Here is a 21,324-nt window from a genome sequence, read left to right as displayed (position 1 = left end):
ATGACCTACGACTACATCATCGTCGGCGCCGGCTCGGCCGGCTGCATACTCGCGAACCGGCTGAGCGAATCGGGCCGGCATTCGGTGCTGCTGCTCGAAGCCGGCGGCAACGACGACTCCTTCTGGTTCAAGGTGCCGGTAGGCTTCACGAAGACCTACTACAACCGCCACTACAACTGGATGTACTACAGCGAGCCCGAAGCGCAGCTTGCCGGCCGCAAGCTGTACTGCCCGCGCGGCAAGGTCGTCGGCGGGTCGGGCTCGATCAACGCGATGGTCTATGTGCGCGGCCAGCGCAGCGACTACGACGACTGGGCAGCCGCCGGCAATCCGGGCTGGGGGTACGACGACGTGCTGCCGTACTTCCGCAAGCTCGAGACGCACCCGGCCGGCGCGACCGATCCGCAATACCACGGGACGCGCGGACCGATCCACATCACGTCGATGAAGGCGGACGTGCATCCGATCGTCCACGAGTTCCTGAAGGGTTGCGAGCAGCTCAAGCTGCCGCGCAGCGACGACTTCAACGGCGCGCAGTTCGAAGGCGCGGGCATCTACGACCTGAACACGAAGAACGGCGAACGCTGTTCGAGCAGCTTCGCGTACCTGCGTCCGGCGCTGAGCCGGCCGAACCTCACGCTGCGCTCGGGCGTGCTCGTGCGCCGCGTGAAGTTCGACGGCACGCGCGCGGTGGGCGTCGTCGTGGCCGGCGCAGACGGTGGGGATGGCGACGAGACGATCGACGCCGCGCGCGAGGTGATTCTCGCGGCCGGCGCGGTCGACACGCCGAAGCTGCTGCAACTGTCGGGCGTCGGCGATCCGGCGCTGCTCGCGCGCCATCGGGTGCCGGTCGTGCATGCGCTGCCGGCCGTCGGCCGCAACCTGCAGGATCACCTGTGCGTGAGCTTCTACTTCAAGGCGAACCGGCCGACGCTCAACGACGAGATGGGCACGCTCGTCGGCAAGCTGAAGATCGGCCTGCGCTACCTGCTGACGAAGCGCGGCCCGCTCGCGATGAGCGTGAACCAGGCGGGCGGCTTCTTTCGCGGGTCGGCCGATGCGCAGGAGCCGAACCTCCAGCTCTACTTCAACCCGCTGTCGTACCGGATTCCGAAGAGCGAGCGTGCGAGCATCAAGCCCGAGCCGTACTCGGGCTTCCTGATCGCGTTCAACCCGTGCCGGCCGACGAGCCGCGGCTCGATCGAGATCGCGTCGAACCGCGCGGAAGATGCCGCGAAGATCCACATCAACGCGCTGACCACGCAGAAGGATCTCGACGAAGCCGTGCAGGGCAGCAAGGTGATCCGCGCGCTGATGCGTGCGCCGGCGCTGAAGGCGATGACGGTCGAGGAAATCTCGCCGGGGCCGCAGGTCGCGTCGGACGACGCGCTGCTGCAATACTTCCGCGAGCAGTCGGGATCGATCTACCACCTGTGCGGCTCGTGCGCGATGGGACCCGACGCGGCGACGTCGGTCGTCGATGCGTCGCTGCGCGTGCATGGGCTGCAAGGCTTGCGGATCGTCGATGCGTCGGTGTTCCCGAACATCACGGCGGGCAACATCAATGCGCCGACGATGATGGTGGCGGAGAAAGGCGCGGACCTGATCCTAGCGGATGCGCCGGGAAGCAAGGCGGCCGGCGTGCCGGCGGGCGAACGCGAGACCGCGTGAAATTGCAGGATCGGCTCCCCCTCGCTTGTCGATCTCGCTCGCATACGGGCAAATCCGGACGAGAGGGTGACCGGCATGGTGTTCGCGATCAGGCTCACGACACGCGTTCCACAGGCGCGAAACGTGCATTCGGTTTTGAAAGTATCCCCCGGGGGAAACAGGTGTGTCCGTGTCGCGTTCCGCGCGCGAGCAAGGGTTTGTCTGGTTGGCTTTCGACGCCTGCCTGAACTAGCTTCGTGAAGTCTGCCGCCGCGTTGTTCGACCGGCGGAAAGTGACAGTGTGGTGACGTTTTGCGCGCGACGATCCCGTATCGGCGCGCAGCCTCGTTGCCGAAGTTTCATCGCGCTCGATCGCGCACACGTCGATGCCGCCAGAGAGACATCCTTTGGCCGGCATGTGACGTGATGCGCGTTCGGCCGACCCGTGATGCGATCCGAAGCGATCCGGAGCGACGTGCGCCGGGGGTGAATCTGCAAGCCTGATCATGGAGACGCACCGTGAAGCGCATGCCATTTCGCCATATCCGTGCCATCACCTATGCAAGCGTGCTGCTCTTTCAAGCCGAAGCGCAGGCGCAATCGCTTGACGCTCAGTCGACGCAGGAGAACATCTCCGCGCTGCGCCAGGAAGTCGATCACCACCTGAAGGAGCTGGACGCGCTCAAGCGCAAGCTGGCCGACGAAGAAGCGAATCTGTCGCGCCTGAGCCGGGCGCTCGACGCCCGCGAGCTCTCGGCCAGGCGCGGCGCGGGCACCGGCGATACAGGCGGCGCCGGCGGCTCCGCGCCACCGGCCGCTACCGGCGCCGCAGCGGCAGCCGGCACCTCCGGCAACGTGCAGGCCGCGGCCGAATCCGTCCCGGCGCCGAGCCAGCCGGTCGGCCAGGCGCCGGTGCCGGACACCGCGCCACCGCCCGTCGCGCCGATCTTCGATCAGCCGGGCGTGCTGACGCCCAAGCACACGTTCGTCGTCGAGCCGTCGTTCCAGTTCGGCTATTCGTCGTCGGACCGCGTCGCACTCGTCGGCTACACGATCATCCCGGCACTGCTGATCGGCCTGATCGACGTGCGGGAAGTCAAGACGACGACGCTCACGGCTGCGGTCGCCGCGCGTTACGGGATCAGCAACCGGATGGAAGTCGAAGTCCGCATTCCCTACGTGTATTCGACGACCGACACGGTCAGCCGGGAGATCTTCACTGGCTCGGCGCAGGACAATGCGTTCAACAGCCACGGCAAAGGTCTCGGCGATGTCGAAATGACGCTGCGCTACCAGTTCAACAACGGCGGTCCCGACAAGTTCTATTACATCGGCTGGCTCCGCTTCAAGACCGCCACCGGCAAGAGCCCGTTCGACGTCGTCACCGATTGCGTCACGCGCTGCGTCGGCAACACCACCGGCACCGGCCTGCCGCTCGAACAGCCGACCGGCTCGGGCTTCTATGCGATCCAGCCGGGCCTCACCTGGCTCTTTCCGAGCGACCCGGTGGTGTTCTTCGGCAACTTCAGCTATCTGCACAGCTTCGGACGCGACAATCTCAGCCTCACGATTCTCAACGGGCAGAAGGATTTCCTCGGCAGCGTGCAGCCCGGCGATATCTGGGGTTTCAACATCGGCATGGGCCTCGCGCTGAACGAGAAGGCATCGGTGAGCCTCGGCTACGACCAGAGCATCGTGCTGCCGACGACACAGAACGGCCAGACGGTGCCGGGCTCGGTGCGCGTGATCCTCGGCACGCTGCTCGTCGGCTACTCGTATCGGCTGTCGCCGAAGACCACGCTGAACCTGTCGATCGGCGCAGGCCTCACGCGCGACACGCCGGACGTGGTCGTGACGATGCGCGTGCCGATCGCGTTCTGATCACCGGCCGCTCACCTGCCCGGCAAACCGCCGATCAGCGCGTTGTTGAGCGTCGACATGATGTTCAGGTTCTTGAACGTCGACAGCGTGTTGACGGTCGTGTTGATCGTGGTCAGCGCCTGAATGCGCTGGTTGTCGAGCGTATTCTGGATCACCGCGCCGGTCAGCGCCGGCAGCGCGCCGGGCTGCGCGGCATTGCCGGGGCCGACCTGGATCAATGCGCCCACGTTCGCGGCCGCCAGCGCCTGCGCCTGCTGCGCGGTGATCTGGCTGATATCCGGAATGTTGATGTTGGTCGTCGTGACGAGGCTGCCGTTCACGAATGCGACACGCGATATGCCGAACGACACCTGCAGGCCGCCCGGCAGATCGAAGCCGCCGCGCATCGCATCGAGGCGCGCGTCGCTGAGCGCGACCGCGCCGGTCGTCTGCACGACACCCTCGACGGTCGCGGCCGTCGATCCGTCCTGCATCGCCGCTGCGCCCATCGACGCCATCCCGCCGCACGCGATCGCTGCGATGCCGACGATCTTTCTGGTCTCGGATCTCATGACATTCCTCAGAAATCGCTCGGGCCGTGCTTCGGCACCACGACGTAGTACAGGCCATCGCGGTTGACGCCGGTATAGAGCGGCGCGCTCGGCGCAACGCGCCAGTCGCGCGGGTCGTTGAACACCGCGAGCTCGGGCTTGTTGTGGATCACGAAAATCACATGGTCTTCCCATTTCCGCTCGAAGCTCGCCTGCGACATCGGCCGCGTGCCGGTAGCCGGATCGCCGACGAGCACACGCCCGTCACGCAGCCCCTTCACGACCACGAAGTGGTGATAGCCGTGCTCGGTGATCAGCACGATCGCCGGCGTGTGTGTCTTCGCGAGCGTCTGCAGCGGCAGTTCGTAGCCGTCCGCGACGAAGCCGTGCGCTTCGAGAAAGCGCCGGATGTCGAGCAGCGAGAATCCCTGCCGGCGGATCTTCTCCTGATTGCCGTTCTCCCACATCTGGGCGAAGGCCGTCTGCTCGGTCACCGGATAGCCGTAGTGGTAGGTCAGCAGCGTCGCGACCGCGGCCGACCCGCAGCTGAAGTCGTACTGCTGCTTGATGGTGCGCTTGAAACGCGCTTCCTTGAGACTCGTGACCTGCATCGTGTAGCCGGCGCCTGCCGGATCGACGACGGTCATCTCGTCCGCCTGCGCAGCCGGGCCGGAAAGCACGCACGCGAGCGCCGCCATCCACATTGCAGCAATCCGTGTCATCGCTCAGTTCCCGAAGCGCACGTTGAGCACCGTTGCGTTCTGAATCAGCACGTTGGCGCCGGTATTCTGGATGACCGTCGGCAGGCCGCTCGAATTGGCGAACGAGCCGTCGGCGATCGAATTCGAGCCCGTCGAAATCCGGTTCGCCACGTTGTCGGAAACCGCGCCGGTCAGATAGTTCTGGCCGATCAGCGCATCGCCGCCCCGGTGCGCGTCGAGTTGGTCGGGTGTCATCGCGGCCCCGAAGCTGTCGTCGTGCGCGGTCGCGGCGCCGGTCGCAGGCAATGCCGCAATTGCGGCCGGAGCGGACGCGGCTCCGTTCGCGAGTGCGACGGGTGGGGAAGGCGCGGGAGTCGGCGCAGCGCTGACGGCAGCATCCACGGCAATGGATCGTGACGTGTCGTCAGGCGCCGCCCGGGCCGTCAGGCCCGGCAGCAGCGCCGCGGGCAATAGCACCAGCGAAAATGCCTTTCGGATTCGCATGGCTGTCTCCTTGGGCCCCGCGCGGGATTGCTCGAACCCGGCGCGCAGGGTGCGGAATCTGCGTGACCGTCGATCGACGGAAATCAGGCCGGAATACGCCGGCGAAAACGGGGCGGCCATTCGGCCATCCCGTCTTCGCCGGCCGTGTTTCCCGTCCGGCGATGGAACGCAAGCCGCGGGATCGTCTGCACCCCGCGGCCATGCGTACGTTTCGCCAGTGCTGGCCGGCTGTTCTAATGTCCGACGGTCAGGTTCGCCTGCACGGTCACAGCCTGCTGCACGAGCGATCCCATGCCGCTGTTCTGGTTGGCGATCATGATGCCCGCTGCGGACTGCCCGACGCTCGTCATCGCGTTGGTCATGTTGAACGTCCCCGCGTCGACCACGTTGGCTCCGCCTGCGCCACCCGCGCCGCCGACTGCGCCGTTACCGACGCCGCCGTTGCCGGTGCCGCCTGCGCCGCCCGTTGCGCCCATCGCGCCCACCGCGCCCCCGCCTGCGCTCGCGCCGCCGTTGCTAGCCGTCGTCGTCGCGCCTCCGTTGGCCGCGCTGCCGCCCGTGCCCGCGCCGCCCGCAGCGCCATTGCCCGCCGTGGCCGTCGCCGCGCCGCCTGCGCCGCCCGACGCTGTGCCGGTGCCACCCGTGCCCGTGCCTGATCCGGCCGAAGCCGACGACGCGCCCGCCGTCCCTGGGCCGCCCGTGCCGGTGCCGGTGCCCGAGCCCGCGCCGGTACCCGTACCGGTGCCTGTGCCGCTGCCGACCGATGCCGTCACGTTTCCGCCGCCATGCGTCGTGACGCCGACGGAACCGGGATCGCCCGTGCCTGTGCCGCTACCCGTGCCCGCGCCCGTGCCGCTGCCCTTGCCGTCGCCGCCGACGCCGACCGATGCCGCGACCGCGCCGCCGCCCTTGCCGGCGCCGTAGCCGCCGCTCGCCGTGGCATAGCCGCCTCCTGCGCCACTGGCCCCGGCTGCACCGCCGTGTCCGCCGCGTCCGCCGTTGCCCGTGCCGGCCGTTGCGCTGCCGTTGCTGGCGTCGCCCGCCGTCGCGCTGCCGTTCACCGCGATGCCGCCGCTGCCGCCGGCGCCGCCGGCGCCGCCGTTACCGCCTGCGCCACCCTTGCCGCCGTAACCATACCCGTAGCCGCCCCTGCCGCCGCTTCCGCCAGTCGCGTTGCCCGAGTTGGTCGCCTGGTTGCCGATGCCCGAGACCTGGACGTTGCTCACGTAGCCGTCGAGCTTGCTGAGCGCGATGACCTTGGTGGAATTGTAGGAATCCTGATAGACACTTGCGCCGGGCGAGACTTCATTGGCGTTTGAGCCGGTGCTGCTGCTTTGGGTGGAGCTTACGGTGTTGGTGAGGCTGTTCGATCCGTCATCTGCCTTTTGACTGCATGTCGAGCTGGTATCGCTACTGCATGGGTTGGCCATCGCGTAGCCGCTGCATCCCAAGGCGAGGATCGCAGCGGACGCCAATAAAGTTTTGCGCATGAAAACCTCCTGAAGTAACGAGGGACGGCTTGGCCGAACACGCCAATCCGGCCAACGCCACGCATCGGCAATGCCAACCCTGCAAGCGCCTGAATGCAAAGCGAAATCTGGATTTGTTACGCGATATGACACGACCCGCCCGATTTCGACGCGCGAAAAATGTTTCATGTCTGAAACGCGTCGATGGGCGCTGCCCCGGGACTTCCCTGATACGTGGTTCAAATCCCGTTTGGTTTCAAACACCTGCCTGATCTTTCCGATACCGGTCTGAAGAACGCAAAGTGTTTCACTTTTGGCACTGTCCGCTCCCGGGTCCGGGTTCACCCGTATCGACGGATATTCGGCCTCGATCGCAGACGCGCATCAGGCAAGGGCGGGGCGCGCACGATTCGTTCCGTACAGGAGGCAAAGGCCGCGCGCAGTGGCTTATCAGAAACGTATCAACTGCGATCGCGGCTCCGTTTTCGTCGCATCCCGCCCGCGTCAAGCATTGCCAACGCGCATCAGGTTCATATGAAAAGAGGATTGCGGTGGCGGCCGCCCACGCTTCCGGCGATCGGCCCAAAAAAATGGCGCACCGCAATGAGCGGTGCGCCACGCTTCGTTCATCGGTTCGATTCAGCCGCTCAAGTCACGCTCGTCCGCTTCTCCACGAACCGCCGCACATAATCATCTGCCGGCCTCGACAGGATGTCGTCCGGCGCCCCGACCTGCACGAGCGTGCCGTCGCGCAGGATCGCGATCCTGTCGCCGATCCGCAGCGCCTCGTCGAGATCGTGCGTGATGAACACGATCGTCTTCGACAGCGTCGCCTGCAGTTCGAGCAGCTGGTCCTGCATCTCGGTGCGGATCAGCGGGTCGAGCGCGGAGAACGCCTCGTCCATCAGCAGCACGTCGGTATCGGCCGCGAGCGCGCGCGCCAGGCCGACCCGCTGCCGCATGCCGCCCGACAGCTCGTCCGGGTAATGGTCGGCATAGCCGTCGAGCCCGACCTTCGACAGCCAGTTGCGTGCAGCCTCGGCCGCGTCGTGCCGCTTTTCGCCGCGCGTGCGCAGCGCGTATGCAGCGTTGTCGAGCACGGTCTGGTGCGGCAGCAGCCCGAAGTTCTGGAACACCATGCTGACCTTGTAGCGGCGCAGCTCGCGCAGCCCGTGCGGGTCGAGCTTGATCACGTCGCTGCCGTCGATCACGATCTCGCCGGCCGTCGGCTCGATCAGCCGGTTGAAGTGCCGCACGAGCGTCGATTTCCCCGAGCCCGACAGTCCCATGATCACGAAAATTTCACCGGAGCCGATGCTGAGGCTCACGTCGTTGAGCCCGACGTTGCAGCCGGTCTCCGCAAGCACGTCGGCCTTGCGCTTGCCGCCGCGCAGCAGGTCGAGCACGCGCGGATGCGCGGATTCCGGGCCGAACAGCTTGTACACGTGTTTGACGTCGATGGTCGCCATGTCTGTCTCCGGTAGGGCCTGTTCCCGCTAATAACGGGCTTGCGAACGTGCCTTGCCGGCTGCAGTGCAAGAAGCAAGGAGCGCCGTTTGGCCGAGCCAAACAAGCGACGCGCGACGCCGCAATGCGGCCGGCAAGGCACGTTCCCGTAACTAGAAATTCCTTCTTGGGGCTGGCCGCCAGAAGGGCCGATCGCTGCGTCATGCTCCTTGCGAATACGCCCGGTATTCGCTGCGTCCCATTCCTTGCGCTCGGCCCTTCTGGCGGCCAGCGCAAGCCCGTTATTAGCGGGAACAGGCCCTAGGCTTGCGACGATTGCGCCGGTTGATTCGAATCGACGCCGGACGGCGACGCGTTGCGCGGCGTGCGGTACGGGACGCGCGACGCCCCCTTCTGCCGACGCTGCTGCGCGAGCCGGCGGCGCGCGCGCCGTTCCTGGCCGAAGCCCTGGCTGATCCGGTCGATGACGATCGCGAGAATCACGATCGCGATGCCCGCCTGCGTGCCCTTGCCGACGTCGAGCGTCTGGATGCCCGCGAGCACGTCCTCGCCGAGCCCGCGCGAGCCGATCATCGACGCGATCACGACCATCGACAGCGCCATCATCGTCGTCTGGTTGATGCCCGCCATGATGCTCGGGCGCGCGAGCGGCAATTGCACGTTGACGAGCAGCTGCCAGCGTGTCGTGCCGAACGCGCGCGCGGCTTCCGTCACGTCCGGGTCGACCTGGCGGATGCCGAGATCGGTCAGCCGGATCAGCGGCGGCAGCGCGTAGATGATCGTCGCGAGGATCGCCGGCACCTTGCCGAGGCCGAACAGCATCAGCACCGGAATCAGATACACGAAGCTCGGCAGCGTCTGCATCACGTCAAGCACCGGCAGCAGCATCCGGCGCAGCCACGCGCTGCGCGACGCGAGAATGCCGAGCGGCACGCCGAGCGCGACCGACAGCACCGTCGCGACCAGCATCAGCGCGAGCGTCTGCATCAGCTTGTCCCACAGGCCGAAGCAGCCGATCGCATAGAGCAGCAGCATGAACAGCGCGCCGAGGCTCGCGCGGCGCGTCGCGTTCCACGCGATCGCGCCGACCGCGAGCAGCAGCAGCCACGGCGGCACCGCGCGCAGCGTGCTTTCGAGCGGCACGAGCAGGTAGCGCAGCAGCAGCGCGCTGAAATGATGGAAGCTGTCGCCGTACTGCGCGACGAACGTCTCGAGGATGCCGTTCACCCAGTCGGCAATCGACAGGTGCAGGAAGAAGCCATTCATTGTCTACTCTCCTTCGCGCCGCGCGGGCGCCCTACAACGGCGGCATTCATGCACCCTTCAGGCTGCTCTCGATCTTCTGCGCGACGTCGCTCGGCACCCACGGCTTCCACATGTCCGGACGGCTGCGCAGGAACTGCGTCGCCATCGCGGAGCCGTCGATCTTCTTCGTCGTCATGTCGAGGATCGTCTGGTTCAGGTAGTCCATCGGGAAGCGCACCTTCTCGAACATCGACACGATGTCCGGGTTCGCGTCGGCGAACGGCTTCGACACGCCGACCGTCAGGCGCGACACCATGTACGACGACGCGCACTGCTGCGTGCTGCTCTCGTCGCGCAGCGTCTTCCAGCATGCTTCGTTATAGGCCGGCATCTTCAGCGCGACGAACTTGTATTTCGCCATCAGCGCGGCCGGGCCCCAGTAGTAGAACACGATCGGCGCGCCGCGCTGGTACGCGGACGCGATCGCCGCATCGAGCGCCGCGCCCGTGCCCGGATGGAAGTTCGTGTACGACTGGTCGAGCTTCAGCACCTTCAGCAGGCGCGTGTTCACGCGCTCGCAGTCCCAGCCGGTCGGGCAGTTCAGGAAGCGGCCCTTGTCCGGCTCCTCTTCGTCCGCGAACACCTGCTTGTATTTCGGCAGGTCGTCGACCGACGCGAGGCCCGGCGCGACCGGCTTGATGTTGCGCGCCGGATCGCCCTTGACCACGTATTCGGGCACGAACCAGCCCTCCTTCGTGCCGCCCGGCAGCGTGTCGCCGATCAGCTTCACCGAGCCCGACGCGACCGCCTTCGCGGTGATCTCGCTGCGGCCCGTCCACTGCTCGGCCCAGATCTGCAGGTCATTGCGCGCGAGCGCGGTTTCCGTCGCGGCGGTGCTGCCCGGCACGACGTCCGTCTTGCAGCCGTAGCCCTTCTCCATGATCTGACGCAGCACTTCCGTCGCGAACGACCCGCTCTCCCACGTGATGCCCGCGAAATGCACGGTCTTGCCCTGGCACGTGCCGCCGGCCGCATGGGCCGCGGGCGCCGACAGCACCGCCGCGGCGGCGAACAGGACGGCCTTCAGTCGTCGAAATTGCATGGTCGGATGTCTCCAATGTGCGATGTGGTGTTTGTGCGCTGCAAAACGGTTCGGGGGTCGTCGATCGGTTGCACGTCCGTACTCGACCCATGGTGCATGTTTGGACCGCCAAATTCTTTATGGAAGCGAGTAATTCCGATAGGTGTGATCAGGTTCGCCAATCGATCCGGGAACACGCCGCCAGGCCCGCGCCGCGACGGGGGCGCGCGATCGGCCGCATCGCCGTGTGCAGCCGCCGATGGGCGCATCGATTGCGATCGCCGGTGCCCGCCGCCGCGCGCGTCACGAAAACGTCCGCTGCCGTTTGTTTCGGCAGCCGAAACAACAAGCAACGGCCGATGCATTGGCGTTGCCGATCTCAACGATTGAAATTTCTCGCTTTTGGTTCCGGACCCGGTTGGCAAGAATGCGCTTGTCATCGGAGGAGACACGACCGTTCGCCGCCGCTCGCGGCGCGCCGGATGCGATCCGCGCGCGCCCGGCCGCCGGCTTCGCATCGCTCCGGATGACGGGACGCGCGCGGAAATCGCCACGCATTGCAATCAGGCATTCCGCGCGCGCTCACGACAATCGATACAGACAGGCTACCCGGAGATCTCCATGAACAAAAAACTGACGGCACTCGCCGTTTTGGCCGCCTTCGCCGCGCCCGCCTTTGCGCAAAGCAGCGTCACGCTGTACGGCGTGATCGACGAAGGCCTCGACTACACGAACAACGTCGGCACCGGCCACGTGTACGAAATGGCGAGCGGCTACGCGCAAGGCAGCCGCTGGGGGCTGAAGGGCAACGAGGATCTCGGCGGCGGGCTGAAGGCGATCTTCCAGCTCGAGAACGGCTTCGACCTGAATTCCGGCCGGCTCAACCAGGGCGGCCGGATGTTCGGCCGCCAGGCCTACGTCGGCCTGAGCAGCGCGCAGTACGGCACCGTCACGTTCGGCCGGCAATACGATTCGGTCGTCGACTACCTCGCGCCGACGACCGCGAACGGCAACTGGGGCGGCTACCTGCTCGCGCACCCGTTCGACAACGACAACACCGACAACTCGTTCCGGCTCGACAACACGGTCAAGTACGCGAGTCCGAATTTCAACGGGTTCCAGTTCGGCGGCGCGTACAGCTTCAGCAACAACACGAACTTCAACGACAACCGCGCGTACAGCGTCGGCGCGCAATACCAGAACGGCGGGCTGCTCGTCGGCGCCGCGTACCTGCAGGCGAACCACCCGGGCGACGGCTCCGCGGGCGCGATCACCGCGAACGACGCGAGCTTCATCGCCGAGCGCATGCGCGTGTTCGGCGCGGGCATCAACTACACGTTCGGCCCGGCGACGGTCGGCTTCGCGTACACGAACTCGAACTACAAGAACCCGACCGGCAACGGCTATCTCGGCAACCCGGGCGCGATCATCGCGCCGGGCACGACGGTCAGCGCGATCAAGTACCAGAACTTCGAAGTGAACGGCCAGTACCAGATTACGCCGGCGTTCTTCGTGGGCGCGCAGTACGTGCTGTCGCTCGAGAAATACGATTCGTCGGCCGGCGACGCGAAGCCGAAGATCCACTCGGTCGGCCTGATGGCGGACTACAACCTGTCGAAGCGCACCGACGTCTACGTGCAGGCCGCGTACCAGCACATCGCCGGCGACAAGACCCACTCGATCCTCGACCAGGCGTTCATCCCGGGCACCGATGCGCCGTCGTCGACGTCGAACCAGGTTGCCGTGCGTCTCGCGCTGCGCCACAAGTTCTGAAGCGTCTCCGAGCTTCACGCGACACCCGCGACGCGATTGCCCGCCGGGGTGTCTTTGCCCGCCGAGGTGCGCGAGTGCGCCCCGGCGGGTTTTTTCGTTTACCGCAGATTGGTCCTCGCGAGCTCGACGATCTCGTCGCCGCGTCCGCTCAGGATCGCGCGCAGCATGAACAGGCTGAACCCCTTCGCATGCGCGAGCTCGATCTTCGGTGGCATCGCGAGCTCGTACTTCGACGTGACGACGTCGACGAGCGCGGGCCCGTCGTGCGCGAACGCCGTCCGCAGCGCCTCCCCGACGTTCTCCGAATGCTCGACGCGCACGCCGAAGATCCCGGCGCCCTTCGCGATCGCCGCGAAGTCGGTCGGGCTCAGGTCGACGTTCGTGTCGAGGTAGCCGGCCGCCTTCAGCTCCATCGACACGAAGCCGAGCAGGCTGTTGTTGTACACGACGATCTTGATCGGCAGGTTCAGCTGCCGCGCGGTCAGCAGGTCGCCGAGCAGCATCGACAGCCCGCCGTCGCCGGACAGCGACACCACCTGCCGGCCCGGATGCCCGCCCTGCGCGCCGAGCGCCTGCGGCATCGCGTTCGCCATCGAGCCGTGGTTGAACGAGCCGTGCAGTTGCCGCTTGCCGTTCATCGTCAGGTAGCGCGCGGCCCACAGCGTCGGCGTGCCGACGTCGGCCGTGAAGATCGCGTCGTCGGCCGCCAACTCGTCGACGAGCTTCGTCAGGTACTGCGGATGGATCGGCCGGCCCGGCGGCTCCGCGACCGCCAGATCGTCGAGCCCCTTGCGCGCGGACGCATAGTCCTTCAACGCGTTCTCGAGAAACCGCCGCTGGGTCTTGCGCGTGATGCGCGGCAGCAGCGCCGCGATCGTCTCCTTCACGGTGCCGACGAGGCCGAGCGCGAGCGGCGCGCGATGCCCGAGCTGCGAACCTTTCCAGTCGATCTGCGCGATCTTCGCGTTCGACGGGTAGAACGGCCGGTACGGGAAATCGGTGCCGAGCATCAGCAGCGTGTCGCACGACTCCATCGCGTGATAGCCGGAGCTGAAGCCGATCAGCCCCGTCATCCCGACGTCGAACGGGTTGTCCCATTCGACGAACTGCTTGCCGCGCAGCGCATGCACGACCGGCGCGCCGAGCGCGTCGGCCAGCGCGACCACCTCGTCGTGCGCGCCCTGCGTGCCGCTGCCGCAGAGCAGCGTGACGGCGTCAGACCCATTGAGCAGCGCGGCGAGCCGGTCGAGATCGGCATCGGCCGGCACGATCGACGGCGGCAGCGCGTCGGTCCACGACGGCGTTTCGTCCGGCCCGTCGCCGAGCGCGATGTCGCCCGGCAGCACGATCACCGCAACGCCGCGCTCGTCGATCGCCGTGCGCATCGCGCGCGCGAGCACGCGCGGGAACTGCGACGCGTTGGTCACGAGTTCCGCGAAATGGCTGCACTCGCGGAACAATTCCTGCGGATGCGTTTCCTGGAAGTAGCCGAGCCCGATCTCGGTCGACGGAATGTGCGCGGCGATCGCGAGCACCGGCTGATGATTGCGATGGCAGTCGTACAGCCCGTTGATCAGGTGCAGGTTGCCGGGCCCGCAGCTGCCCGCGCAGACCGCGAGCCGCCCGGTCGACGCGGCATCCGCGCCGGCCGCGAACGCAGCGCTCTCCTCGTGACGCGTATGCATCCAACGAATTGTGCCGAGCTGGCTCAGGCTGAACGACAGCCCGTTCAGGCTGTCGCCCGTCACGCCCCAGATGCGCTCGACGCCCGCTGCGGCGAGCGTCTTCGCCAGATATTCCGCAATCGTCTGTCTTGCCATGATGCCCTCACTCATTGATGGATCGAGACACACATGTAGCGGCCCGGCGATGGCCGACACCGCCGACCCGACGAGCATACGCGCCTGGCTCGCGCCGCGTCGCCACGATGCGAACGCGCCGACTGCCGTATGAGGCAGATGCGTGAGATTCGTTCGATCCGTTCCGGCGATGACGCGCGCCGGTCACCGCTCGGTCACCCTTCAGTCAACGAACGGGCAGGCTGGCAAGCCGGCTGAAAAGCAGGCCGGCAAACAGGCTGGCCGGTGCCGCGCTCAGCTCCAGTCCGACGCGGCCTCGTCCGGATCGGCGAGCGTCAGCCCCGCCGCCGGCAGCGGCAGCGCGGTCTTGTAGCGCACCTGCTTGAGCGCGAAGCTCGACCGGATGTTCGACACGCCGGGAATCGTCGTCAGCCGTTCGATGATGAAGCGCTCGAGCGTGCGCATGTCGGGCATCACGACGCGCAGCAGATAGTCGGCGTCGCCCGACATCAGGTAGCACTCCATCACCTCGGGTCGCTGCGAGATCGCTTCCTCGAAGCGCCGCAGCGCGTCCTCGACCTGCTTCTCGAGGCTCACCTGGATGAACACGTTGATCCGCAGGCCGAGCGGCTCGGGGTCGAGCAGCGTGACCTGCTGCTTGACGAGGCCGAGCTTCTCGAGTGCGCGCACGCGGTTGAAGCACGGCGTGGCCGTCAGGTTGACGGCGCGCGCGAGTTCCGCGTTCGTGATCCGCGCGTTCTGCTGAAGCTGGTTCAGGATGCCGATGTCGATGCGGTCGAGCCGCCGGGGATGGGTACTCATCGTTGAAATATTCCTTGATCGTCGCCACAACCAGAATATTTATACTATTCCAGCGCAAAATCCCAATGAAATCAGACGCAAATTTTGCAGACCGGCGCGTAGCATGAATCCCGTTGATGCGCGCCTCCCGGACCCGGCGTGCGGGAGACCTGCGATGACGGATTTATCCAGCGGTATCGAAGCGAAACAGCGCGCCGACGCGGCGCATGTCGACACTGACCCCGAAGAAACCGCCGAGTGGCTGGACGCGCTCGACGGCGTTGTCGCGCACGTCGGCAAGGAACGCGCGCAATACCTGTACAGCCGGCTGGCCGCGCATGCGCGCGCCAGCGGCCTGGCGTCCGCGCGCACGCCCGTCACGGGCTATGTGAATACGATCCCCGCCAGCGAGCAGCCGCGTTATCCGGGCGATCTCGACATCGAGGAGCGGCTGTCGGCCGCGTTGCGCTGGAACGCGCTTGCGATGGTCGTGCGCGCGAACCGCGCGTATGGCGAACTCGGCGGCCACATCGCGAGCTATGCGTCCGCTTCCGACCTGTTCGAGGTCGGGTTCAATCATTTCTTCCGCGCCGCGACTGCGACTGGCACCGCCAACGGCACTGGCACTAGCAGCGGGAACGGCAACGGCGACCGCAACGGGCGCGGCAGCGGCAGCGGCAATGGCAACGGCGAGAGCGGCGACCTCGTCTACTTCCAGCCGCATTCGTCGCCGGGCGTCTATGCACGCGCATATCTCGAAGGGTTCCTCACCGAGGATCACCTGAAGCATTACCGACGCGAAATCGCCGGGCCGGGCCTGTGCTCGTATCCGCATCCGTGGCTGATGCCGGATTTCTGGCAGTTCCCGACCGGCTCGATGGGCATCGGCCCGATCAACGCGATCTACCAGGCGCGCTTCATGCGCTATCTGCAACATCGCGGGCTTGCCGCTACGGCCGGCCGCACGGTGTGGGGCTTCTTCGGCGACGGCGAGATGGACGAACCCGAATCGCTCGGCGCACTGTCGCTGGCCGCGCGCGAAGGGCTCGACAACCTCGTGTTCGTGATCAACTGCAACCTGCAGCGGCTCGACGGCCCCGTGCGCGGCAACGGCCGCGTCGTCGACGAGCTCGAAGCGCTGTTCGCGGGCGCCGGCTGGAACGTGATCAAGGTGTTGTGGGGCTCCGACTGGGATCCGCTGTTCGCGCGGGATCATGCGGGCGCACTGGCCCGCGCGTTCGCCGATACCGTCGACGGCCAGTTCCAGACCTTCTCCGCGAACGACGGTGCGTACAACCGCGCACGCTTCTTCAGCCAGGACCCGGCGCTCGACGCGCTCGCCGCGCAACTGACCGACACGGAGATCGACCGCCTGCGCCGCGGCGGCCACGACGCGCGCAAGCTGCACGCCGCGTATGCGCGCGCGCTCGCGCACCGCGGCCAGCCGACCGTGATCCTCGCGAAGACGATGAAAGGCTTCGGGATGGGCGCGGCCGGCCAGGGCCGGATGACAACCCATCAGCAGAAGAAGCTCGACGTCGACGACCTGAAGGCGTTCCGAGACCGTTTCCGGCTGCCGCTGACGGACGACGACGTCGAGCAGCTCAAGTTCTACAAGCCCGCGGAAGAGAGCCCGGAGATGCGTTACCTGCATGCTCGCCGGGCTGCCCTGGGAGGCTATCTGCCCAGAAGGCGGATGGCGGCATCGGAGGGGCTGACCGTCCCTCCGATGCCGGCCTGGGGCGCATTCGCGCTGGACGCGGCCGGCCGCGAGATGTCGACGACGATGGCGCTCGTGCGCATGCTCACCGCATTGCTGAAGGATCGCGACATCGGTTCGCGCGTCGTGCCGATCGTCGCCGACGAAGCGCGCACGTTCGGCATGGCCAGCATGTTCCGGCAAGTCGGCATCTATTCGCCGCTCGGCCAGCGCTACGAGCCGGAGGACCTCGGCTCGATGCTTTACTACCGCGAGGACACGCGCGGCCAGATCCTCGAGGAAGGCATTTCGGAAGCGGGCGCGATCTCGTCGTGGATCGCCGCGGCGACGTCGTACAGCGTGCACGACCTGCCGATGCTGCCGTTCTACATCTACTACTCGATGTTCGGTTTCCAGCGGATCGGCGACCTGATCTGGGCGGCGGCCGACCAGCGCTCGCGCGGCTTTCTCGTCGGCGCGACCTCGGGGCGCACGACGCTCGGCGGCGAGGGGTTGCAGCACCAGGACGGCAGCAGCCAGCTCGCGGCGTCGACGATTCCGAACTGCCGGGCATACGATCCGGCGTTCGCGTATGAAGTGGCGACGATCGTCGACGCCGGCATGCGCGAGATGGTCGAGCAGCAGCGCGACGTGTTCTATTACGTGACGGTGATGAACGAGAACTACGCGCAGCCTTCGATGCCCGGCGGCGATGCGCATGCGTTGCGCGAAGGGATTCTGAAGGGGATGTATCCGTTGCCGGCGGAATCGCACGCGGCCGCACAGGTGCAATTGCTCGGCGCGGGCGCGATCCTCGGCGAGGCGATCGCTGCGCAGCGCATGCTGAAGGAAGACTGGGGCATCGACGCGGCCGTGTGGAGCGTCACGAGCTTCACCGAGCTGCAGCGCGACGGGATGGCGGCCGAACGGCTGTCCCGCCTCGACGACGCACCGGCGACGCCGCATGTCGCACCGTATGTCACGCAGGTGCTCGCCGCGTCGCGCGGGCCGGTGATCGCCGCGACCGACTACGTGCGCGCGGTGCCGGAACTGATCCGCGCCTACGTGCCGCGCCGCTACGTCACGCTCGGCACCGACGGATTCGGACGCAGCGACACGCGTGAAGCGCTGCGCGCGTTCTTCGAGGTCGATCGAGCGAGCATCGTGATCGCCGCATTGAAAGCACTGGCGGATGAAGGCGAAATCGGCGCCGATGTCGTGCGCGCCGCGCGCGAGCGCTATCGGAAAACCGCGCAGCCGGGTAGCGCGCCGTGGCAACGATAGGCGGCGACATCCGTACCGAACACGGGCGAGCCTGAAAACAACAGGACGGATCCGAACGACGTGCGGATCCGTTCAATCCGGCCAATCCGACCGCGGCCCAGGCCGAGGCCGAGGCCGCTTCGCTCAGCAGCCCAGTTGCGCCGCGAGATCGAGAAAATCACGTGCGTTGACGTCGAAGCAGTCTTCAAACGCCGTATCGACCTTGCCGTGCGGCCCGAACTCCAGCGGCCGCGCGACGAACGCGGTCTTCATGCCGAGCGCGCGCGCCGCGTGCAGGTCGTACTTGTGGCATGCGACCATCATCGCGGCGCCTGGCTCCACGCCGAGGTAACGCAGCGCCATCCGGTAAGTGCGAGGATCGGGCTTGAACGTGCCCACCATTTCCGCCGCGAAGATCGCATCCCACGGCAGCCCGCCCCGCTTCGAGATGTTGACGACGGCGCTCACGTCGGCATTCGACAACGTCGCCAGCTTGAACTTGCGCTTGAGCCGCTGCAGGCCTTCGACCGCGTCCGGCCATGGCTCGATCGTCTGCCACGCGAAGTTGATACGTTCGCGCTCGTCGTCGGTCAGGAAGGCCACGCCGTACGCATCGATCACGCGATCGAGCGCATCCCGGTAGATCCGGTCGACTGACGACCACGGCCGCTCGCCGGCCAGAATCGCATCGAGCGCGGGGCGATAGCGGCCGCGCCAGTCGTCGACGAAGCGCCCCCAGTCGATACCGGGTGCGCGCTCGCCGGCGATCTCGCGAGTGGCGGCGCTCACCGTCGTGCGGAAATCCGTGGCGGTGCCCTGTACGTCGAAGATGAGTGCCTGAAGGGTATCCATCGCGTTCTCACTCTGATCATGCGCTGCGTGCCGCCGCCGACGATAGCGGCGCGTATCGTCGGCAACCATTGCGACGCAGGGCGACTATCGCTGATTCGCCGTGCCTTCGATTCAGCACGCGCGAACCCGAACAATTGACCGGAATCCGAGCGGCACGCTGGCAGCACCGCCCGCGAAGGCGACGCGTCGGGCCGCACCGGTTATGTCTGACGGATCATCCTATTCGATTGCGCGTCGGGATGCGCGTGCAGACACGGCGCATCTCGACGCACGTCCACGCGTCCGTATTGCACGCTAAATCGGCAGCACATGCGTCGACAGGATCTCCTTCAGCACCATGAAGCTGCGCACCTGCCGCACGCCCGGCAGGTACAGCAACTGCTCCGCATGCAGCCGGTTGAAGCTTTCGCTGTCGCGCGTGCGCACCAGCATGAAGTAGTCGAATTCGCCCGTCACGACATGACATTCGACGCATCCCGACACCTTCTGCGCGGCCTTCTCGAACGCGGCGAACGCTTCCGGTGTCGAGCGGTCGAGCACGAAGCCGATCACGACCAGCATCCCCGCGCCCAGCGCCTTCGGTTCCAGCAGCGCGACGATCCCGCGGATCAGCCCCATTTCCTTCAGCCGTTCGACGCGCCGCAGGCACGCCGGTGCGCTCAGCTTGACCTTCGCGGCCAGCGCGACGTTCGAGATCGATGCGTCCTGCTGCAGTTGCCGGAGGATCGCGCGATCGATGCGATCGAGCACCGGCGCGGCTTCCGGCGCCTGTGCCGGTTGTCTGCCTAATTTCATTGCGTCTGCCTCCAGTTCGACGAAATCCGATTGTTCATGAATACCTGATGATGTCTTAAACGTAGGCCGACGTAATTTATTTCGCAAGCTCATTTCTCGCGCGTCTGCCTATCATTTTCTCGTCGGGGCGTCATCTGTCGGCCGGTGCCGGCTGCTCAGATCCCGTCACCTCCCGTCACTTATCTGCCGCGCCATTCGGAGACATTCGATGAACCTGCAACGCTTCCCCCGTTATCCGCTAACCTTCGGCCCGACGCCGATCCAGCCGCTCAAGCGCCTGAGCGAACACCTCGGCGGCAAGGTCGAGCTGTACGCGAAGCGCGAGGACTGCAACAGCGGCCTCGCATTCGGCGGCAACAAGACCCGCAAGCTCGAATACCTGGTCCCCGACGCGCTCGCGCAGGGCGCGGACACACTCGTGTCGATCGGCGGCGTTCAGTCGAACCAGACCAGACAGGTCGCAGCCGTCGCCGCGCATCTCGGGATGAAATGCGTGCTCGTGCAGGAGCACTGGGTCAACTACGAAGATCCCGTGTACGACCGCGTCGGCAACATCCAGCTTTCGCGCATGATGGGCGCCGACGTGCGGCTCGTATCGGACGGCTTCGACATCGGCATCCGCCGCAGTTGGGAAGAGGCGATGGAGAGCGTGCGGCAGGCCGGTGGCAAGCCGTATCCGATTCCGGCGGGCTGTTCCGAACATCCGCTCGGCGGGCTCGGTTTCGTCGGCTTCGCGGAAGAAGTGCGCGCGCAGGAAGCGCAGCTCGGCTTCAAGTTCGACTACATCGTCGTGTGCTCGGTGACGGGCAGCACGCAGGCAGGCATGGTCGTCGGCTTCGCGGCCGACGGGCGCGCGGATCACGTGATCGGCATCGACGCGTCGGCAAAGCCCGAACAGACCCGCGAGCAGATCACGCGGATCGCGCGCCATACCGCCGAGCTGGTGGACCTCGGACGCGACATCACCGACAAGGACGTGATCCTCGATACGCGCTACGGCGGCCCCGAGTACGGCTTGCCGAGCGAGGGCACGCTCGAGGCGATCCGGCTGTGCGCGCGGCTGGAGGGCATGCTGACCGACCCCGTCTACGAAGGCAAGTCGATGCACGGGATGATCGACAAGGTGCGGCGCGGTGAATTCGAGCCGGGGTCGAAGGTGCTGTATGCGCATCTGGGCGGGGTGCCGGCGTTGAGTGCGTACAGCGCCATTTTCCAGGAAGGTTGACGCGCGACGACGCGCCGCGCATCACGTGCCGAGACACGATGCGCGGCCCGCGCGCCTGTGCGCCCGCATCCCCACATCCCTACGTCCCTACGTCCCTACGTCCCTACATCAAACAACACATAAGTCACGTCCTATCCACTTGGTCCGGGCATGGTTCCCGAAAGCGCCCGGACACACCCCTCCCTCCTCCACGCCCGCCCCTCCCCAACCGGTGCCGTCACCGCTACGCACCACGAATACCACCCGGACGGAAATGCCCTCCGGCACGCAAGCGCCGAATGCCGATCACGAACGGGACGCGCTCAAACAAATCATTCGTACGTGTATTAATAATCAACCACCCGATTTAATACCCGTCCCATTTAAATCTCCCCCCTGGTTCCCGAAAATTGATGCCGGTCGAGTTGATTTAAATGTCGCTCGTTACAGCGTCGGCATTTAACAGTTGCTAAAGGACTGTGCCGCAGCGGCATCCGCGACCGACCGATCAGGCAGGCAGCGTCTCATCTCCACGCCCGCATTCCCGTGAAACGGAACCCGCAGCAATGCACCGGCTTTCGTCCGGCGCATGCGTTGCGCCGTGCGCGAC

The 21,324-nt window shown here is 66.4% G+C and carries 17 protein-coding genes; 5 read left to right on the top strand and 12 right to left on the bottom strand.

Annotated elements, in window-relative coordinates; all coding sequences use genetic code 11:
• Nucleotides 1–1,671 carry a GMC family oxidoreductase gene (locus ACV229_RS17515; RefSeq protein WP_448084364.1) on the top strand — a complete coding sequence of 557 codons (1,671 nt, stop codon included), beginning with the start codon at nt 1–3 and terminating at the stop codon, nt 1,669–1,671.
• Between the two features lie 498 nt (nt 1,672–2,169).
• Nucleotides 2,170–3,531 carry an acetate kinase gene (locus ACV229_RS17510; RefSeq protein WP_448084363.1) on the top strand — a complete coding sequence of 454 codons (1,362 nt, stop codon included), beginning with the start codon at nt 2,170–2,172 and terminating at the stop codon, nt 3,529–3,531.
• An 11-nt stretch (nt 3,532–3,542) separates the two neighbouring features.
• Here the strand turns inward: ACV229_RS17510 and ACV229_RS17505 are convergent, their stop codons facing one another.
• The 8 genes from ACV229_RS17505 to ACV229_RS17470 all read right to left on the bottom strand — a co-directional run bounded on the left by ACV229_RS17505 (nt 3,543) and on the right by ACV229_RS17470 (nt 11,086).
• Nucleotides 3,543–4,082: a hypothetical protein gene (locus ACV229_RS17505; RefSeq protein ID WP_448084362.1), complete on the bottom strand. Its 540-nt coding sequence runs from the start codon at nt 4,080–4,082 to the stop codon at nt 3,543–3,545.
• A gap of 8 nt (nt 4,083–4,090) precedes the next feature.
• On the bottom strand, nt 4,091–4,783 hold the full coding sequence (locus ACV229_RS17500) for a C39 family peptidase (protein WP_448084361.1): 693 nt from the start codon (nt 4,781–4,783) through the stop codon (nt 4,091–4,093).
• A 3-nt stretch (nt 4,784–4,786) separates the two neighbouring features.
• Nucleotides 4,787–5,386: a hypothetical protein gene (locus ACV229_RS17495; protein WP_448084360.1), complete on the bottom strand. Its 600-nt coding sequence runs from the start codon at nt 5,384–5,386 to the stop codon at nt 4,787–4,789.
• A 113-nt stretch (nt 5,387–5,499) separates the two neighbouring features.
• Nucleotides 5,500–6,756, bottom strand: a complete 1,257-nt coding sequence (locus ACV229_RS17490) for a hypothetical protein (protein ID WP_448084359.1) — start codon at nt 6,754–6,756, stop codon at nt 5,500–5,502.
• Nucleotides 6,757–7,382: 626 nt separating this feature from the next.
• Complete coding sequence (locus ACV229_RS17485) at nt 7,383–8,204, bottom strand: quaternary amine ABC transporter ATP-binding protein (protein WP_448084358.1); 822 nt, start codon at nt 8,202–8,204, stop codon at nt 7,383–7,385.
• Between the two features lie 298 nt (nt 8,205–8,502).
• Nucleotides 8,503–9,468, bottom strand: coding sequence for an ABC transporter permease (locus ACV229_RS17480; RefSeq protein WP_448084357.1), 966 nt, complete (start codon nt 9,466–9,468; stop codon nt 8,503–8,505).
• A gap of 46 nt (nt 9,469–9,514) precedes the next feature.
• Nucleotides 9,515–10,549, bottom strand: coding sequence for an ABC transporter substrate-binding protein (locus tag ACV229_RS17475; RefSeq protein WP_448084356.1), 1,035 nt, complete (start codon nt 10,547–10,549; stop codon nt 9,515–9,517).
• Nucleotides 10,550–10,831: 282 nt separating this feature from the next.
• Nucleotides 10,832–11,086: a hypothetical protein gene (locus tag ACV229_RS17470; RefSeq protein ID WP_448084355.1), complete on the bottom strand. Its 255-nt coding sequence runs from the start codon at nt 11,084–11,086 to the stop codon at nt 10,832–10,834.
• 63 nt (nt 11,087–11,149) lie between these two features.
• Between ACV229_RS17470 and ACV229_RS17465 the strand changes: the two genes are divergently transcribed.
• On the top strand, nt 11,150–12,301 hold the full coding sequence (locus ACV229_RS17465) for a porin (protein ID WP_448084354.1): 1,152 nt from the start codon (nt 11,150–11,152) through the stop codon (nt 12,299–12,301).
• 98 nt (nt 12,302–12,399) lie between these two features.
• Here ACV229_RS17465 and poxB read toward each other — a convergent pair whose 3' ends face one another.
• Nucleotides 12,400–14,121, bottom strand: coding sequence for a ubiquinone-dependent pyruvate dehydrogenase (gene poxB / locus ACV229_RS17460; RefSeq protein ID WP_448084353.1), 1,722 nt, complete (start codon nt 14,119–14,121; stop codon nt 12,400–12,402).
• A gap of 273 nt (nt 14,122–14,394) precedes the next feature.
• Complete coding sequence (locus ACV229_RS17455) at nt 14,395–14,922, bottom strand: Lrp/AsnC family transcriptional regulator (protein ID WP_448084352.1); 528 nt, start codon at nt 14,920–14,922, stop codon at nt 14,395–14,397.
• A 154-nt stretch (nt 14,923–15,076) separates the two neighbouring features.
• Between ACV229_RS17455 and mdeB the strand changes: the two genes are divergently transcribed.
• Nucleotides 15,077–17,884: an alpha-ketoglutarate dehydrogenase gene (gene mdeB, locus ACV229_RS17450; protein WP_448084351.1), complete on the top strand. Its 2,808-nt coding sequence runs from the start codon at nt 15,077–15,079 to the stop codon at nt 17,882–17,884.
• Between the two features lie 123 nt (nt 17,885–18,007).
• On the opposite strand, the gene ACV229_RS17445 is transcribed toward mdeB, so the two are convergent.
• The gene (locus ACV229_RS17445; protein WP_448084350.1) at nt 18,008–18,715 is read right to left on the bottom strand and encodes a haloacid dehalogenase type II; all 708 of its coding nucleotides are present in this window, start codon (nt 18,713–18,715) and stop codon (nt 18,008–18,010) included.
• Nucleotides 18,716–19,009: 294 nt separating this feature from the next.
• Nucleotides 19,010–19,510 carry an Lrp/AsnC family transcriptional regulator gene (locus tag ACV229_RS17440; RefSeq protein WP_448084349.1) on the bottom strand — a complete coding sequence of 167 codons (501 nt, stop codon included), beginning with the start codon at nt 19,508–19,510 and terminating at the stop codon, nt 19,010–19,012.
• A gap of 208 nt (nt 19,511–19,718) precedes the next feature.
• Between ACV229_RS17440 and ACV229_RS17435 the strand changes: the two genes are divergently transcribed.
• Entirely contained in the window at nt 19,719–20,735 is a 1,017-nt protein-coding gene (locus tag ACV229_RS17435; RefSeq protein ID WP_448084348.1) for a 1-aminocyclopropane-1-carboxylate deaminase, read from the top strand.
• Nucleotides 20,736–21,324: the final 589 nt, after the last annotated feature.

Source organism: Burkholderia sp. MR1-5-21, from assembly GCF_053427715.1.
The sequence above is the reverse complement of the archived record's forward strand: the minus strand, read 5'-3'. Positions and strand labels throughout refer to the sequence as shown.

Excerpts from the sequence above, each read along its gene's own strand:
- ACV229_RS17470 (WP_448084355.1), bottom strand. The coding sequence starts at position 11,086 with ATGCGTGGCGATTTCCGCGCGCGTCCCGTCATCCGGAGCGATGCGAAG.
- ACV229_RS17505 (WP_448084362.1), bottom strand. The coding sequence starts at position 4,082 with ATGAGATCCGAGACCAGAAAGATCGTCGGCATCGCAGCGATCGCGTGC.
- ACV229_RS17465 (WP_448084354.1), top strand. The coding sequence starts at position 11,150 with ATGAACAAAAAACTGACGGCACTCGCCGTTTTGGCCGCCTTCGCCGCG.
- ACV229_RS17495 (WP_448084360.1), bottom strand. The coding sequence starts at position 5,386 with ATGGCCGCCCCGTTTTCGCCGGCGTATTCCGGCCTGATTTCCGTCGAT.
- ACV229_RS17440 (WP_448084349.1), bottom strand. The coding sequence starts at position 19,510 with ATGAAATTAGGCAGACAACCGGCACAGGCGCCGGAAGCCGCGCCGGTG.
- ACV229_RS17490 (WP_448084359.1), bottom strand. The coding sequence starts at position 6,756 with ATGCGCAAAACTTTATTGGCGTCCGCTGCGATCCTCGCCTTGGGATGC.
- ACV229_RS17455 (WP_448084352.1), bottom strand. The coding sequence starts at position 14,922 with ATGAGTACCCATCCCCGGCGGCTCGACCGCATCGACATCGGCATCCTG.
- ACV229_RS17475 (WP_448084356.1), bottom strand. The coding sequence starts at position 10,549 with ATGCAATTTCGACGACTGAAGGCCGTCCTGTTCGCCGCCGCGGCGGTG.
- ACV229_RS17485 (WP_448084358.1), bottom strand. The coding sequence starts at position 8,204 with ATGGCGACCATCGACGTCAAACACGTGTACAAGCTGTTCGGCCCGGAA.
- ACV229_RS17480 (WP_448084357.1), bottom strand. The coding sequence starts at position 9,468 with ATGAATGGCTTCTTCCTGCACCTGTCGATTGCCGACTGGGTGAACGGC.
- ACV229_RS17435 (WP_448084348.1), top strand. The coding sequence starts at position 19,719 with ATGAACCTGCAACGCTTCCCCCGTTATCCGCTAACCTTCGGCCCGACG.
- ACV229_RS17500 (WP_448084361.1), bottom strand. The coding sequence starts at position 4,783 with ATGACACGGATTGCTGCAATGTGGATGGCGGCGCTCGCGTGCGTGCTT.
- poxB (WP_448084353.1), bottom strand. The coding sequence starts at position 14,121 with ATGGCAAGACAGACGATTGCGGAATATCTGGCGAAGACGCTCGCCGCA.
- ACV229_RS17445 (WP_448084350.1), bottom strand. The coding sequence starts at position 18,715 with ATGGATACCCTTCAGGCACTCATCTTCGACGTACAGGGCACCGCCACG.
- mdeB (WP_448084351.1), top strand. The coding sequence starts at position 15,077 with ATGACGGATTTATCCAGCGGTATCGAAGCGAAACAGCGCGCCGACGCG.
- ACV229_RS17515 (WP_448084364.1), top strand. The coding sequence starts at position 1 with ATGACCTACGACTACATCATCGTCGGCGCCGGCTCGGCCGGCTGCATA.